This is a genomic window from Nocardia salmonicida NBRC 13393 (assembly GCF_001613085.1).
Classification (GTDB): Bacteria; Actinomycetota; Actinomycetes; order Mycobacteriales; family Mycobacteriaceae; genus Nocardia; species Nocardia salmonicida.
Genome location: NZ_BDBR01000002.1, coordinates 21,293 through 36,079 on the forward strand (window position 1 = coordinate 21,293; position 14,787 = coordinate 36,079).

The following is a 14,787-nucleotide window of genomic DNA, read 5'->3' on the forward strand; positions in this document are numbered from 1 at the left end:
CCACGCAAGGAAGCGCTATGAACGACACAGACACCAAGACCAAGACCGACACCGACACCGACACCGACACAGAGATTCTCGAGCCGAAGGCAGCGAAGTCGTCGACGGATCCGGGCGAGACGCCGGTAGCCGATGAGCCCGAGCAGACCGGGCCGACGACCCGGCACCGGCTGGTGGGGATCGCCCGTCGGATCGCCGTGCCCGTCACGGTGTCGGCCGCCGTGGTGGCGCTGCTGGCGGCCGGGTTCTTCGGCTGGAAACTGGACCAGAAGTCCGACACCGATGCCGCCGCCGAAGCCGGGCTCGCGGCGGCGCGGGCCTACGCCGTCACTCTGACCAGCGTGGACTCCAACAACCTCGATCGTGATTTCGCGGCGGTGCTCGACGGGTCGACCGGCGAGTTCAAGGACATGTACACCCGGTCGAGCGGACAACTTCGGCAGTTGCTGTTGGAGAACAAGGCGACCGGCACCGGAACCGTGCTCGACGCCGCGGTGAAATCGAAATCCGAGACCAAGGTCGAAGTGCTGTTGTTCATCGATCAGACGGTGACCAATATCGCCGCCGCCGATCCTCGCGTCGACCACAGCCGGGTCCAGATGACGATGGAACTCGTCGACGGACGCTGGCTGGCCAGCCGGGTCTACCTGCCTTAACTCCCTCCCCTCGATAGCGCGGTATTCCGTGCTGCCTGGTGGGAATGGGGTTCTCAAAAATGAATATGGTTGTTACCCTCGAAGTACGCGCCTTTGTCGCGGCTTCCCGATCGTCTGGAGTTCTCCGTGACCGATTTCGATACCGTGAACTATTTCACCGACCCGGATCTCATTCCTGATCCACATCCCTATTTCGATCATCTGCGGGCGAAGTGCCCGGTAACCCAGGAACCGCACTACGGTGTGTACGCCGTCACCGGATACGAGGAATCGGCTGAGGTACTGAAGGATTCGTCGATCTTCTCCTCGGCCGTCGCGGTCGGCGGACCCTTCCCGCCACTGCCGTTCACGCCGGTCGGCGACGATATCAGCGAGCTGATCGAACAGCACCGGACCGAGTTGCCGATGTACGAGCACATGGTGACGATGGACCCGCCGCAGCACACCTTCGCGCGGTCGGTGTTGAATCGTCTGCTCACACCGGCCCGTTTGAAAGAAAACGAAGAATTCATGTGGCGGCTGGCGGACCAGCAGCTCGACGAATTCGCCGATGCGGGCCATTGTGAATTCCTTTCCCAGTACGCCAAGCCGTTCGCGCTATTGGTCGTCGCGGATATGCTCGGCGTGCCCGAGGTCGATCACCAACAATTCCGTGTCGTGCTCGGTGCGCCCCAGCCGGGCGCCCGACCCGGTGCGATCGACAACGAAGCTCTCTCCAGCAATCCGTTGGCCTGGCTGGACGAGAAATTCGTTTCCTACATCTCGGATCGCCGAAACGAGCCACGCGAGGACGTTCTGACGTCGTTGGCGCTGGCGAAATATCCGGACGGCACCACACCGGAGGTCCTCGACGTGGCGCGGTCGGCGACCTTCTTGTTCGCCGCGGGGCAGGAGACCACGGCCAAAGTGCTGGGTGCCGCGGTGCGGTTCATGGGCGATCACCCCGACGTGCAGCAGCGATTGCGCGAGGACCGCAGCTTGATCCCGAACTTCATCGAGGAAACCCTGCGGATGGATGCGCCGGTCAAGAGCGGGTTCCGGCTCGCGCGCCGCGCTACCACCGTCGGTGAGGTGGACATCCCGGCCGGCGGATTGGTGATGTTCTGCCCCGGCGCGGCCAATCGGGATCCGCGCCGATTCGAGGATCCGCACGAGTTCCGCCTCGACCGCGACAACTTCCGCGAGCACATCGCGTTCGGCCGCGGCGTGCACACCTGCCCGGGCGGTCCGCTCGCGCGCGTGGAGGGCCGGGTCTCGATCGAGCGAATCCTGGACCGCCTGCTCGACATCGAGATCAACGCCGATCAACACGGACCGGTCGGCGCGCGCACCTACGGCTACGAACCCACGTTCCTGCTCCGCGGACTCAGCGAACTGCACATCAACTTCACTCCCCATTCCTGACGACAACAACGACAGAGGTAGGTAACGATGACCGGACGGGTCGAAGGCAAAGTCGCATTCATCACCGGAGCGGCGCGCGGTCAAGGCCGCAGTCACGCGGTGCGATTGGCACAGGAAGGCGCGGACATCATCGCCATCGATGTCTGCAAACAACTCGACAACGTGCCGTTCGCGATGTCGACCCCGGAGGATCTGGCGACCACTGCCGATCTCGTTCGGGGCGAGGGCAGGCGAGTGGTCACCGCCGAGGTGGATGTGCGTGACTACGACGGACTCAAAGCCGCGGTCGACGGGGCGGTCGCCGAACTCGGGCGGCTCGACATCATCGTCGCCAACGCCGGCATCGGCAACGAGGGCGGCGCGCTGATCGACCTGCAGGAGAACCTGTGGGACGACATGATCGACGTCAACCTCGGCGGGGTCTGGAAGTCGGTGAAAGCCGCTGTCCCGCACATGATCGCCGGTGAACGTGGCGGTTCGGTGATCCTGACGAGTTCGGTGGGCGGGCTCAAGGCCTACCCCAACATCGGCCACTATGTCGCCGCCAAGCACGGTGTGGTCGGGCTCATGCGGACCTTCGCGGTGGAATTGGCGCAGCACTCCATTCGCGTCAACTCGGTGCACCCCACGCATGTCAACACGCCGATGGTGATGAACGAGGGCACCTACAAGCTGTTCCGTCCTGATCTGGAGAGCCCGGGCCCCGCCGACCTCGAGCCGATCGCCAGGATGTTCCACGTGCTGCCGGTGGCCTGGATCGAGCCCGAGGATGTCAGCAACGCGGTGCTGTATCTGGCCTCGGACGAGGCTCGCTTCGTCACCGGTGTGCCCCTGCCGATCGACGCGGGCGGAATGCTCAAGTAGTCACCCCGGCCGCGCCGACCGTGGTGGTCGGCGCGGCCCCGAGAAACAACGAAGACGGAGAACGGTCATGAGGGTGTCGGTCGACGGGACCAAATGTGAAGGCCATGCCCTGTGCGCGGGTATCGCGCCGACGGTGTTCGAGGTGAACGCCGAGGATCTGGCCGTGGTGGTAGACGAGAACCCCGGTAGTGCAACACAATCCGAGGTCCACTCGGCGGCGTCGGCTTGCCCGACGATGGCGATCGTGTTGCGCGAGAGCTAGATCCGCTCAGGCGGCGGTGCCGTCTGCGACCGCGCCACCGGTCATGGTGGTGCGGGTCGCGGGCCCGGACCACCCGCATGGCAGCTCACAGGTCGCCACGACGAGGCGTTCGACGCGACCGTCGAGCGACTTGCGAACCATCTCCGCCGCACCCGCGGGATAACCGCAGCTCTGGCACTTTCCGTAGTAGTCGAGGATCGGTCGGACGCTGATGTGAATGGTCGGGTGCACGGTTCTCCTCCAGCCGGTCAGTCGAGAAAGAGGTCGAGTGTCGGAGTAGCGCCACCGCCGTACCCGGACAGGTCCTCGACTCCGGACGCGGTGAGTACCTCCGCGTCGATGTAGCAGTTCCCGCTGGTCTCGCGGGCAGGCCGGGACAGGATCTCGATCGCGGCGTCGGCCATGATCTCGGGGCTGCGCGCGGACGAGATCAGGCTTTCGCCGTCGGCCATGTTCGCGACCGCCGAGGTGGCGATGTAGGTCTGGGGCCACAGGCAATTCGCCGCGATACCCGCGTCGGCGAACTCGGCTGCCCAGCCGAGCGAGAGCAGGGTCATCCCGTATTTGGACAGTGTGTAGGCGGGATGGGCGCCGAGCCAGTACGGGTTCATATTCACCGGCGGTGACACGGTGAGGATGTGCGGGTTCGCCGAAGAGCGCAGGTGCGGCAGGCAAGCTTTGGTCAGCAGGAACGTGCCGCGCAGATTGATCTGCTGCATCAGGTCGAATTTCTTGGCCGACAGGCTCTCGGTCGGTTCGACGCCGATCGCGCTGGCGTTGTTCACGCAGATATCGATGCCGCCGAATCGCTCGACGGCCAGGTCGACGGCGCGCTGCACATCGGCTTCGTTGCGCACATCGCCGACCACGGCGACAGCCTTTCCGCCCGCGGCCTCCACCTCGGCCACGGCGGTGTGCACGGTGCCGGGTAGCCGAGGGTGCGGCTGCGAAGTCTTGGCCAGCAGAACCAGATTGGCGCCCTGTCTCGCGGCGGCCAGCGCGATCGCAAGACCGATCCCGCGGGAGCCGCCGGAGATGACCAGTGTGCGGTCGGTGAGTACGGCATTCTCGCTGGACATCGGTCTCCTCAGTACTGGGTGATTCCGCTGATTGACGCAGCGTTCCTCTTCGATGGTATTGGCATTCTCATTTTTTGCAAGTACCGTATTCAGTGATGAACGATCCGATACAGACCTCGTCCGGCATCCCGCTCTCGCCGGTCTACGGACCGGCGGACCGAGCTGCCGAACCGCCCGCACCGGGCGGCTACCCCTTCACGCGCGGCAACTTCGCCTCCGGTTACCGGGGGCGGCTGTGGACGTTTCGCCAGTACTCCGGCTTCGGCACGGCGGAAGAGTCCAATCGTCGCTACCGCTACCTCCTGGACCAGGGCGGCACCGGATTGTCGGTCGCCCTGGATCTACCGACCCAATGTGGTTACGACTCCGACGATCCGGAGGTGACCGAGGAGGTCGGTCGAGTCGGCGTCGCGGTGGACACCCTCGCCGACGCCGAAGTCCTCTTCGACGGCATGCCGCTGGACAAGATCAGCACCAGCTTCACGATCAACGGCACCGCCGCGATCTTGCTGGCGTTCTATGTGGCGGCGGCCGAGAAGAAGGGCGTGCCCCGCGAAAAGCTCACCGGCACGATCCAGAACGACATTCTCAAGGAGTACGCCTCGCGCGGCACCTGGATCTGGCCGCCGGAACCGTCGCTGCGGCTGATCGCCGACACCATCGAGTTCTGTGCTGCCGAGGTGCCGAGGTTCAACGCGATCTCGGTGGCGGGCGCGCACTTTCGCGACGCGGGAGCCAACGCCGTGCAGGAGATGGCGTTCACCCTCGCCGACGGTGTCACCTACTGCGACACCGTGCTCGAGCGCGGCCGGATGACGATCGACCAGGTCGCCCCGCAGATCTCCTTCTTCTTCTACACCCACGGTGACTTCTTCGAGGAGATCGCCAAATACCGTGCGGGACGCAGACGGTGGGCCACGATCGTGCGCGAGCGCTACGGGGCCACCACTGACAAGGCGTCGATGTTCCGCTTCGGGTGCGTCGCCGGCGGTGCCTCGCTGTACGCGCCGCAGGCGCAGAACAACCTGGTCCGGGTGGCCTACGAGTCGATGGCCTCGGTGCTGGGCGGGGTGCAGTCGATGTTCACCGCGGCCTGGGACGAGCCCTTCGCGCTGCCGAGCGAGGAGTCCGCCACGCTCGCACTGCGCACCCAGCAGATCCTCGCCTACGAAACCGGGGTCACCCGGGTCGCCGACCCGCTGGGCGGTTCCTACTTCGTCGAGGCGCTCACCGACGCGACCGAGGCTCGCATCATCGAGATCATGGACGATCTCGAGCGGCACGGCGGCATGGTCCGTTCGATCGAGGACGGCTACCTCCAGGGTCTGATCGCCGATGAGGCCTACCAACTCCACAAAGACGTCGAGGCGGGCACCAAGCCGGTTGTCGGGGTGAACCGGTTCGTCTCCGACGAGCCCGCACCCGAGATCGCGACCTACGAACTCGATGCGGAAGGCCGTGACCTGCAGCTGAAACGGCTCGCCAGGGTCAAGGCCGAACGCGATGCCGTGGCCGTCCGGTCCTGTCTCACCGCCTTGTCCACGGCCGCCGAAGGAAACGAGAATCTGATGCACTACCTGATCGAGTGCGCGAACGCGTACTGCACGGTGGGGGAGATGACCGCCGCGCTCAAGAGCGTGTGGGGCGAGTTCCAGCAGCCGGTGGTGTTCTGATGACCGCGCGCGTGCTGGTCGCCAAACCCGGCCTCGACGGCCATGATCGCGGGGCCAAGATCGTCGCCCGTGCACTGCGCGACGCCGGGTTCGAAGTGGTCTTCACCGGCATCCGTCAACGCATCGAGGACATCGTGTCGATCGCGCTGCAGGAGGATGTCGCCGTCGTGGGGCTGAGCATTCTCTCGGGTGCGCACGTGTCGCTGACCACGCGCACCGTCGAGGCGCTGCGGGCGGCCGGCGCGGGCGATATCGCCGTGATCGTCGGCGGCACCATTCCGCAGTCCGATGTCGCGCGGCTGCTCGAAGTCGGAGCGTCGGCGGTGTTCCCGACCGGCACCTCGCTCGACACCCTTGTCACCGAGATCCGGGCGCTCACGAACACCCCGTCCCCGACCTGAGGGTCGGGTCGGTCGCAGCGGCGTCGACCATCGTGGTCGCGCGAAAAGTAGTGGAAGACGGAGGAATTCGTGCGTATCGGAGTGATGATCGGGCCAGAGAAGGGTGATGCGGCCCGCAAATTGTCGCGGATGCTCGACGACATCGCGTGGGCCGAATCGGCCGGGCTGGACACCGCGTGGATACCCCAGATCCCGACCGACTTCGACGCGTTGATCACCATCGCGTTGATGGGACAGGCGACCACCCGGATCGAGTTGGGTACCGCGGTGGTGCCGCTACAGGCCCAGCACCCCATCGCCCTTGCCCGGCAGGCGCTGTCCGCGCAGGCCGCGGCCGGCGGACGGCTGGCGCTGGGTATCGGTCCCTCACACCACTGGATCGTGGCCGACATGCTCGGGCTGCCCTACGACAAGCCGGCTGCCTACACCGCGGACTACCTCGAGGTGCTCAACGCGGGATTGCGCGGGCCCGGCACGGTGGACGTCGAGAACTCGACCTTCACGGTGCACAATCCGCTCGACCTCGGGCCGGTGGCTCCGGTGCCGGTGCTGATCGCCGCGCTCGGTCCGGTGATGCTGCGCATCGCGGGCGAGCAGGCCGACGGGACCATTCTCTGGATGGCCGACGAACGCGCGGTGGGGGCCCACGTCGTCCCGCGGATCACGAAGGCGGCGGCCGAGGCGGGCCGTCCCGCGCCGCGCGTGGTCGCGGGTCTCCCGGTCTGCCTGTGTCGTCCCTCCGAAGTCGAAGAGGCCAAGGCGCGGGCGAATCGCATTCTCGGCGAAGCCGAAGTCTCACCGAACTATCAGCGTCTGCTCGAAACCGGCGACGCTCGCGACATCGGCGACATCTGCCTCGCCGGTGACGAGAGCGCCATCGCCGCGGGGCTGCGCCGGTACGGCGACGCCGGGGCCACCGATCTGTCGGTGCGACTGCTGCCGATCGGTGATACCCGTGACGAGCTGGTCGCCTCCAAACGGCGCACCAGGGAGATGATCGCCGCCCTGGCAAAGGACTTACGGTGATCGGGGCGCGGAGCGAGCGCGTCGGGTCAACGGGTGGGCGCGTCGAGCCGGGCGCGACCGAAGGGCCGCTGTCGGGCATTCGGATACTCGAGGTGGGCACCATGCTCGCCGGTCCGTACGCCACCATGATGCTCGCCGATCTCGGCGCCGAGGTCACCAAGTTGGAGCCGGCGGGCGGCGACATCTCACGGCAGGTGGGCGACAGCTATTTCGCCAGCCTCAATCGGGGAAAGCGCAGCATCAGCATCGACCTGACCACGGAGCAGGGCCAGGACCAGCTCGGCGCGCTGGTGACGAACGCGGATGCGCTGCTGGTGAATTTGAAGCCGTCGGCGATCCACCGGCTCGGCCTGACCTACGCGGCGTTGCGGCGGTGGAACGAGCGCATCGTCTGTGTGGCGATCACCGGGTTCGGCTTGGACGCCGGTGACGATCCGGCCTTCGACTATGTCATCCAGGCGGCCACCGGCATCGCGGCGCTCACCGGGGACCCGGCGGGCCCGCCGACGCTGCCCGGCTACTCCTCGGCCGACAACTCCACCGGCCTGACCGCGGCGCTGGGCCTGCTCGCGAAGATCGTGTCCGGTGTCGGCGGCCAGGTGGAGGTGTCGCTGCGCGATGTCATGCTCTCGCAACTGAACTACCACGCCTCGGCCTATCTCAACGACGGCAAGGCACCGCTGCGTCGCCCGTTCGGCGCGCATACGTATTACGTTCCCGCGCAGATCTTTCCGACGGCCGACGGGTACCTGGCGCTGTTCATCACCCATGACGGTTTCTGGCAGCGCTTCGCCGAGGAGGCGGCGGTCACGGGATTCGCCACCATGGCCGAGCGGGCGGGTCGGCGCGAGGAGGTGCTCGCCGTCGTCACCACCGCGCTCGCGGCGGACACCGCGGTGGGCTGGGAATCGCGGCTGCGACCGCTGGGCATCCCGGCGGCTGCGGTCCGGACCCTGCCCGAGGCGTTGGAGGCCACGCCGGAAGTGTTGGTACACGCGGGGCCACATCGACTGGTGGGCAGTCCGATTCGGATCGCGGGGTATGAGCCCGCGTACGGTCCGCCACCCCGCTTGGGCGAGCACAACGACTGAATACCCGCCGAACTCGGAGATTCTTGGAGCCAGGGGGAGACGGACCCCGGGACCTGGGCAGGTCCCGGGGTCCGTCGTCGCTACTCGTAGCGGACGGTGGTCTCGGCCGTGTCGGGGATCGCCTGGCAGGTGAGCACGTAGCCCTCGGCCACCTCGTCGTCGGTGAGCGCGTCGTTGACGCGCATCGTCGCCGAACCATGGGCGAGCACAGCCATGCAGGTCGCGCAGTTGCCCGATTCGCAGGAGAACGGCGGGGTGAGGCCGCCGCGTCGCGCGCTTTCCAGCAGCGTCTCGCCCGCATTACGCGGCACCGTCACCTTCTTGCGGCCGAGGATGACCGTGACCGTGCCCGCCGTGTCGGCGGGGGGCGCCGGTGTGGCAGGTTCCGGCTCGATCCCGGCTATCGGTTCGGCCGTGGGGATCGGTTGGGCCGCGCCGAATCGCTCGCTGTAGACGGCGCCCGGCCCCGGCAGGGCGGTCTCCACCATCGCCATGAAGGCCTCGGGCCCGCAGATGTAGCTGTCGCCCACGGTGTCGGCGCCGACGAAAGCGCGGACGGTAGCGGGATCGAGCAACCCGCTGTCGGCATCCAGATGCCGGAGCACCTCGAGCCGAGTGGGATAGCGCGCGACCAGATCGTCGAGGGTCGCGTCGAAGATCGCGGACGCCCGGTCGCGATCGACACAGAGCAGGCGTACCCGCCGATCGGTTGTTGCCAGCGCGCTCTTGGCCAGCGAGAGGACCGGGGTGATGCCACTGCCGCCGGAGAAGCCGAGCAGTGGACGTTCGCTCTCGCGCAGGCAGAATTTGCCTGCCGGCCTGCTCATCTCGACCACGTCGCCTTCGCCGAGGTTGTCGATCAGCCAGTTCGACACCCGGCCGCCGACGACCCGTTTGACCGTCGTCATGAGCTCGGCGTCGGTTTCGGGCGCGCTCGACATGGAGTACGACCGGAACAGCTCGACGCCGTCGACCCGCACCCGGAATGTGCAGAACTGGCCGGCCAGGTAGGACACCGGGCCCTCGTGTGGAGCGAGCACGAAGGTGCGGGCATCGGCTGTCTCCTTGATGATCCGGGTCACCGTCGCGCGTTGGAACAGGGGAGTTCTCGCCATGGACCGGCTCCTTCTGGTATGAAGATTCTTATGGAAAGAGAATACTATTCTCTCTTGCAATATGGGATCTTCTCAATCCCGGCCGCGGAGGCGAGATGAACGACCGGATCGCACTCAGTTTCGACGATCGGCACTACACGCTCACCGAGTTGGACGGGCTGACCGCGGGGCTGGCCGAGACCTTGACCGATCACGGTGTGCGGCAGGGGGATCGGGTGGCGCTGATGGCGTCGAACCGGCCGGAATTCGTGGTCGCGGTGCGCGCGATCTGGCTGGCGGGCGGCGCGGTGGTGCTCATCAGCCCGGCGTGGAAGCGTGGTGATGTCGAGCACGCGCTGGCTGTCACCCGGCCTGCCTTCGCCGTCGGCGACCAACCGGTGCTGGCGGAGTTGATGCCGATGCTCTCACTCGACGCATCGATCACGCCCGGCGCCGCTACCTTCCCCGTACCTGTGCCACAGGACGACGCGGTGCTCGTGTTCAGTTCGGGCACAACGGGATTGCCGAAAGCGGTCCGCCACACCCACGCGTCCTTCGCGGCCGCGGTGGAACACTGGCGGGTGGCGCTCGGCTTCACCGGCGACGACCGGATTCAGATCGCCACCCCGCCCTCGCACATCCTCGGGCTGCTCAATATCGTGCTGGCGCTGCGCACCGGTGCCTGGATGCGTCTGCATCGCCGGTTCGACCTGGACCGGATGCTGCACCACATCGAGGCCGACCGGATCACCGTGGAGATGGCGGTCGCGCCGATCGCGCTCGCGATCGCGTCCCATCCCGACCTCGAGTCCTACGACCTGTCCTCGCTGCGCTACATCATGTGGGGCGCGACGCCGGTGACACCGAGCGTCGCCGAGACCGTCACGCGCCGTACCGGAGTCGCGTGGGTGCCCGCCTACGGCGCCAGTGAGCTTCCGGTCATCGCCTGTAATCCGCTCGACGGCGCGCGCTTGGACAGCGTGGGCCGCCCGGTGGCCGGCGTCGAAGTCCGGGTGGTCTCGACGACCACCGGCGACGAAGTCGAGACCGGCGAGACGGGCGAGATCCAAGCTCGCTCTCCGTCGTCGATGGCCGGGTACCTGCCCGACGACGCGACCGAGGCGGCCTACGCCGACGGCTGGTACCGCACCGGCGATGTCGGCTATCTCGACGACGACGGTTGGTTGCGGCTGACCGACCGGCTCAAGGAGATGATCAAGGTGCGCGGTTTCCAAGTGGCGCCCGCCGAGGTGGAAGCCGTTCTGCACGGACATCCCGCGGTCGCCGACTGCGCGGTGTTCGGCGTCCCCGATCCAGCCGACGGCGAGACGATCGTCGCCGCCGTCGCGACCGCGGAACCGGTCGATGCCGAGGAACTCATCGCCCTGGTCGGCACCCGTCTCGCCTCCTACAAACGGCCGCGCCGAGTGGTGTTCGTGCCCGAAATCCCGCGCCTGCCCTCCGGCAAGGTGCTGCGCCGAGTACTGAAGGAGCGTCATGGACGTTCGTCTGACCTCTGAACAGCGGCAGCTGCGTGACGCCGCTGCCAAACTGGCCGACGACCTCGGCCCCGGCTCGGTCAACGACCTGGCCGACGAACAGCGGATCGCGCGGCTCGAGCAGACGGTCGCGAGCACCGGCTGGCGCGCCCTGCGCTCCGACGGCGCCTCCGGCGTCGAAGTGGCCATCGTCGCCGAGGAATTCGGCCGCGGACTGGTCGACGTGCCGTTCCTGGGTCCGCTCCTCGCCGACGACCTCTGGTCGCCCCCCGAATCGGTACCGCACTGGACCGTCGCCGTCGACGACCGCGCGATCGACGCCCGGGGCGCCCGGCGCGCCCTGATCGTGCGGGGCGAGTCGATGCTGGCCAGCTCGGTCGCCACCGCCTCGACCGGCGCCGATCAGACCCGGGCCGAGGCCGCGCTCACCGGCGTTCCGAAACTGCTGGGCGAACTGTCCACGGCGCAGGTCACTCAGTGGCGAGCGCTCGCGCTCGTGGCCACCTGCGCCGATCTGGTCGGCACCGCGCGCGGCGCGCACGCGCTGGCCACCGATTACGCGAAAGTCCGTGCGCAATACGGCAAGACGATCGGCTCCTACCAGGCCGTCGCCCATCTGCTCGCGGAGGGTCTCGCGCTGATCGAAGGTTCGGTGAGCGTGCTGCGGCACGCGGCGTGGGCCGTGGACGCGCTCGACCCCGAGCGAGCCGTGCAGGCGGCCGTGATCGCCAAACTCTACTGCGCCAGAGCGGCACTGACCGTGTGCGAGACCGCGGTGCAGGTGCACGGCGGGATCGGCAACACCTGGGAGTGCCTGGCGCATCTATATCTACGGCGGACGCTGACGTCCACCGAGCTGTTCCCCACGAGCCTGGAGGAGATCGACCGTGGACTTTCGTGATTCGCCGGAGGAAGCCGCGTTCCGAGAACGCCTGCGCGAGTGGCTGTCCGGTGTCGCGGGGCAGTTCCCTACCTCGGGGGACGAGTACTGGGCCAAGCAAGGTGAATGGCACCGAGCGCTGCACGAAGCCGGGTTCTTCGGGCTGTCGTGGCCGCGAGAACACGGCGGCCACGAACTGCCCCCGGTCTACGACGTCATCCTCGACGAGGAACTCGCCCTGGCCGGCGCACCGCCGCGACCCAGCCTCGGCTACCTGATCCAGGGCCTGGGCAGGCACGCGAGCAAGGAACTACAACAGCGCTTCCTGCCCGGCATGATCGACGGGACACAGCGCTGGTGCCAGGGGTTCAGCGAACCGGACGCCGGCTCGGACCTGGCCGCGCTGCGGACCACGGCCACCCGCGACGGCGATTCCTATGTGCTCCAAGGGCACAAGATCTGGACGAGCTATTCCGATGTCGCGGACTGGTGTCTGCTGCTGGCCCGCACCGACTCCGAAGTGCCACGGCACAAGGGCATCTCGGCCTTCGTTGTGTCGATGAAGCAACCCGGCGTGCAGCAGCGACCGCTGCGGATGATGAGCGGGATCACCACCGAATTCGGGCAGGTGCACTTCGACGGCGCCCGCGTGCCCGCCGACCAGATGGTCGGATCCCCCGGTGACGGGTGGGCCCTGGCGATGACGGTGGTCGGGCACGAACGCGAGCCGTCGACGCTCGGCTACGCCGCCCGATACGGCAAGCTCGTGCGGCAAATGGCGGCCAGGACCTCGGGTCCGCTGCCCGCCGACCTGGCCTGGGCCGCGGTGCAGACCGAGATGTTGCGCCTGCACGTGCGCCGACGACTGTCCGAACAGCTCGACGGTGTCTCGCACGGGCCAGAGGGCTCGCTCGACAAACTGCTCATGACCTGGGTGGAACAGTCGGTCGGCCACGCGGCCCTCACGGTCGGGGGCACCCGCGATCCCGAACTGCTCAGCGCCTACCTCTACAGCCGCGCGCAGAGCGTCATGGGCGGGACATCACAGATTCAGAAGAACATCATCGCCTCGCGCATTCTCGGATTGGGAGCATGACCATGTACGACCTGCCTGCCGAAATCGACGTTCGCGCCGAGGGCCCGCTGCGGATCATCACGCTGAATCGGCCCGACGCGCTCAACGCGGTCAACGACGACCTGCACACCGGACTCGCGCACCTGTGGCCGCGACTGAGCGAGGACCGCGAGGCCCGCGTCGCGGTGCTCACCGGGAGCGGCAAAGCCTTCTCGGCGGGTGGCGACTTCGGCTATCTGGCCGAGCTGAGCCGCGACGCGGATCTACGCGCCAAGACGATCGCGCACGGTCGCGACATCGTGCTCGGCATGGCGCGCTGCCGGATTCCGGTGATCGCGGCGGTCAACGGTCCCGCCGTCGGCCTCGGCTGCAGCCTGGTCTCGCTCAGCGACATCGTCTACATCGCCGAGACCGCCTATCTCGCCGATCCGCACGTACAGGTCGGGCTCGTGGCGGCCGACGGCGGTCCGCTCACCTGGCCGTTGCACACCAGCCTGCTCTTCGCCAAGGAATTCGCGCTCACCGGCGCGCGTATCCCGGCCGCGCGGGCCAGGGAGATGGGCCTGGTCAACCACGTCGTCGCCGATCCGATGGCCGAGGCGCTGGCCTGTGCCAAGCGCATCCTGGAACTGCCTCGTCAGGCCGTCGAGAGCACAAAGCGACTGCTCAACCTTCACCTGGAACGGGCGGTGCTGGCCAGTCTCGACTACGCGACCACCGCCGAGGAGATCTCGTTCCAGACCGCGGATTTCCACGCCACCATCGAGCGGCTCACCGCGGGCAAGAAATAGTCGAGCGAGAAACGATCGGAGTACAGGCGCGGGGAGCGGTCGATGAACAGAGGTCTGTCCGACGACATCGCCGAATTGATCGCCACGGCCCGCGCGGGTTCGATCCGCGCGGCCGGGCGGTTGCTGAGCCTGGTCGAGAGCGAGCGCCGCGAACAGGTGCTCGCCCACCTCGATCCGGCCCCGGTCCGTGTGATCGGGGTCACCGGGCCGCCGGGCGCGGGCAAGTCCACCACCATCGCGGTCCTGGTGACCGGCTATCGCGCGCGCGGGCAGCGGGTGGCGGTGCTCGCCGTCGACCCGTCCTCGCCCTACAGCGGCGGCGCGCTGCTCGGTGATCGCATCCGGATGGCGGCGCACATCGACGACCCCGACGTCCTGATCCGCTCGGTGGCCACGCGCGGGCACCTGGGCGGCCTGGCCGCCGCCGTGCCTGCCGCGATCAGGCTGCTCGGCGCGCTCGGCTACGGGCTGGTCCTGTTGGAAACGGTGGGGGTGGGGCAGTCCGAGATCGAGATCGCCGCGGTCGCCGACCCGACCGTGGTGATCCTCAATCCCGGTGCGGGCGACGCGATTCAGGCCGCCAAGGCCGGGCTGCTCGAGGTGGCCGACATCCTCGTCGTCAACAAGGCCGACCGTGACGGCGCCGAGCAGACCGCGCGGGAACTGCACATCGAGACCGGTCTGCCCATCCTCACCCTGGTCGCCTCGCGCGGCACCGGGGTCGAGGAGTTGATCGAGGCGATCGAGACCTACCACCGGGCCGACACCGACGCGCGCAGCACGGCCCGCGCGCGGGCACAGATCCTGTCGCTTGCGCAGTCACGGCTGCGCGGCCATCCCGGCCTGGACGAGTTGGCCGCCGCGGTCGCGGCCGGGGACCGCGATCCCTACAGCGCGGCGGAGCAGTTGCTGGTCGGGGTGACCCACTAGAAGCTGTTGTTCCGCGCTGTCTATTACGGCCAGCCTGGGTAGGGCGGTAGTACCTCCGGGGC

At 67.7% G+C, this 14,787-nt stretch carries 16 protein-coding genes; 13 read left to right on the forward strand and 3 right to left on the reverse strand.

The genetic code is table 11. From position 1 onward, the window contains the following. Nucleotides 1-17: 17 nt before the first annotated feature. The 4 genes from NS1_RS00695 to NS1_RS00710 all read left to right on the forward strand — a co-directional run bounded on the left by NS1_RS00695 (nt 18) and on the right by NS1_RS00710 (nt 3,186). Nucleotides 18-656, forward strand: a complete 639-nt coding sequence (locus NS1_RS00695) for an Rv1363c family protein (protein ID WP_062980582.1) — start codon at nt 18-20, stop codon at nt 654-656. A gap of 126 nt (nt 657-782) precedes the next feature. Beyond that, nucleotides 783-2,060: a cytochrome P450 gene (locus NS1_RS00700; RefSeq protein WP_056815089.1), complete on the forward strand. Its 1,278-nt coding sequence runs from the start codon at nt 783-785 to the stop codon at nt 2,058-2,060. Between the two features lie 27 nt (nt 2,061-2,087). Continuing rightward, a complete protein-coding gene (locus tag NS1_RS00705; protein WP_056809239.1) occupies nt 2,088-2,924 on the forward strand; it encodes a mycofactocin-coupled SDR family oxidoreductase in 837 nt (278 codons plus the stop codon). 67 nt (nt 2,925-2,991) lie between these two features. Continuing rightward, nucleotides 2,992-3,186: a ferredoxin gene (locus tag NS1_RS00710; RefSeq protein ID WP_062980584.1), complete on the forward strand. Its 195-nt coding sequence runs from the start codon at nt 2,992-2,994 to the stop codon at nt 3,184-3,186. Nucleotides 3,187-3,192: 6 nt separating this feature from the next. Here the strand turns inward: NS1_RS00710 and NS1_RS00715 are convergent, their stop codons facing one another. Then, entirely contained in the window at nt 3,193-3,417 is a 225-nt protein-coding gene (locus tag NS1_RS00715; protein WP_062980586.1) for a hypothetical protein, read from the reverse strand. A 17-nt stretch (nt 3,418-3,434) separates the two neighbouring features. Then, nucleotides 3,435-4,265 carry an SDR family oxidoreductase gene (locus tag NS1_RS00720; RefSeq protein ID WP_062980588.1) on the reverse strand — a complete coding sequence of 277 codons (831 nt, stop codon included), beginning with the start codon at nt 4,263-4,265 and terminating at the stop codon, nt 3,435-3,437. 95 nt (nt 4,266-4,360) lie between these two features. Here NS1_RS00720 and NS1_RS00725 point away from each other — a divergent pair, with 95 nt between their 5' ends. From NS1_RS00725 to NS1_RS00740, 4 genes are all read left to right on the forward strand, one after another. Beyond that, nucleotides 4,361-5,938: a methylmalonyl-CoA mutase family protein gene (locus NS1_RS00725; RefSeq protein WP_062980590.1), complete on the forward strand. Its 1,578-nt coding sequence runs from the start codon at nt 4,361-4,363 to the stop codon at nt 5,936-5,938. Further along, entirely contained in the window at nt 5,938-6,339 is a 402-nt protein-coding gene (locus tag NS1_RS00730; RefSeq protein ID WP_056809230.1) for a cobalamin B12-binding domain-containing protein, read from the forward strand. The genes NS1_RS00725 and NS1_RS00730 overlap by 1 nt, the downstream gene beginning before the upstream one ends. A 69-nt stretch (nt 6,340-6,408) precedes the next feature. Then, nucleotides 6,409-7,365 (forward strand): LLM class F420-dependent oxidoreductase, encoded by a 957-nt coding sequence (locus NS1_RS00735; RefSeq protein ID WP_056809228.1) that lies wholly within the window; start codon nt 6,409-6,411, stop codon nt 7,363-7,365. Nucleotides 7,366-7,433: 68 nt separating this feature from the next. Then, nucleotides 7,434-8,456 (forward strand): CaiB/BaiF CoA transferase family protein, encoded by a 1,023-nt coding sequence (locus NS1_RS00740; RefSeq protein ID WP_255284399.1) that lies wholly within the window; start codon nt 7,434-7,436, stop codon nt 8,454-8,456. A gap of 80 nt (nt 8,457-8,536) precedes the next feature. Here NS1_RS00740 and NS1_RS00745 read toward each other — a convergent pair whose 3' ends face one another. Further along, complete coding sequence (locus NS1_RS00745; protein WP_062980592.1) at nt 8,537-9,571, reverse strand: ferredoxin--NADP reductase; 1,035 nt, start codon at nt 9,569-9,571, stop codon at nt 8,537-8,539. A gap of 95 nt (nt 9,572-9,666) precedes the next feature. Between NS1_RS00745 and NS1_RS00750 the strand changes: the two genes are divergently transcribed. The 5 genes from NS1_RS00750 to meaB are packed head-to-tail and all read left to right on the forward strand — an operon-like array spanning nt 9,667 to nt 14,725. Continuing rightward, complete coding sequence (locus tag NS1_RS00750; protein ID WP_062980593.1) at nt 9,667-11,070, forward strand: class I adenylate-forming enzyme family protein; 1,404 nt, start codon at nt 9,667-9,669, stop codon at nt 11,068-11,070. Further along, entirely contained in the window at nt 11,048-11,950 is a 903-nt protein-coding gene (locus tag NS1_RS00755) for an acyl-CoA dehydrogenase family protein (RefSeq protein ID WP_056809222.1), read from the forward strand. The genes NS1_RS00750 and NS1_RS00755 overlap by 23 nt, the downstream gene beginning before the upstream one ends. After that, complete coding sequence (locus tag NS1_RS00760; RefSeq protein ID WP_056809220.1) at nt 11,937-13,025, forward strand: acyl-CoA dehydrogenase family protein; 1,089 nt, start codon at nt 11,937-11,939, stop codon at nt 13,023-13,025. Before NS1_RS00755 ends, NS1_RS00760 begins: the two co-directional genes overlap by 14 nt. A gap of 2 nt (nt 13,026-13,027) precedes the next feature. After that, nucleotides 13,028-13,795: an enoyl-CoA hydratase/isomerase family protein gene (locus NS1_RS00765; RefSeq protein ID WP_062980594.1), complete on the forward strand. Its 768-nt coding sequence runs from the start codon at nt 13,028-13,030 to the stop codon at nt 13,793-13,795. Between the two features lie 42 nt (nt 13,796-13,837). Continuing rightward, nucleotides 13,838-14,725: a methylmalonyl Co-A mutase-associated GTPase MeaB gene (gene meaB / locus NS1_RS00770; RefSeq protein WP_062980595.1), complete on the forward strand. Its 888-nt coding sequence runs from the start codon at nt 13,838-13,840 to the stop codon at nt 14,723-14,725. Nucleotides 14,726-14,787 lie beyond the last annotated feature (62 nt).

Coding starts and splice junctions, on each gene's coding strand:
- NS1_RS00755 (WP_056809222.1), top strand. CDS start 11,048: ATGGACGTTCGTCTGACCTCTGAACAGCGGCAGCTGCGTGACGCCGCT.
- NS1_RS00710 (WP_062980584.1), top strand. CDS start 2,992: ATGAGGGTGTCGGTCGACGGGACCAAATGTGAAGGCCATGCCCTGTGC.
- NS1_RS00765 (WP_062980594.1), top strand. CDS start 13,028: ATGTACGACCTGCCTGCCGAAATCGACGTTCGCGCCGAGGGCCCGCTG.
- NS1_RS00705 (WP_056809239.1), top strand. CDS start 2,088: ATGACCGGACGGGTCGAAGGCAAAGTCGCATTCATCACCGGAGCGGCG.
- NS1_RS00695 (WP_062980582.1), top strand. CDS start 18: ATGAACGACACAGACACCAAGACCAAGACCGACACCGACACCGACACC.
- NS1_RS00725 (WP_062980590.1), top strand. CDS start 4,361: ATGAACGATCCGATACAGACCTCGTCCGGCATCCCGCTCTCGCCGGTC.
- NS1_RS00720 (WP_062980588.1), bottom strand. CDS start 4,265: ATGTCCAGCGAGAATGCCGTACTCACCGACCGCACACTGGTCATCTCC.
- NS1_RS00730 (WP_056809230.1), top strand. CDS start 5,938: ATGACCGCGCGCGTGCTGGTCGCCAAACCCGGCCTCGACGGCCATGAT.
- meaB (WP_062980595.1), top strand. CDS start 13,838: ATGAACAGAGGTCTGTCCGACGACATCGCCGAATTGATCGCCACGGCC.
- NS1_RS00750 (WP_062980593.1), top strand. CDS start 9,667: ATGAACGACCGGATCGCACTCAGTTTCGACGATCGGCACTACACGCTC.
- NS1_RS00745 (WP_062980592.1), bottom strand. CDS start 9,571: ATGGCGAGAACTCCCCTGTTCCAACGCGCGACGGTGACCCGGATCATC.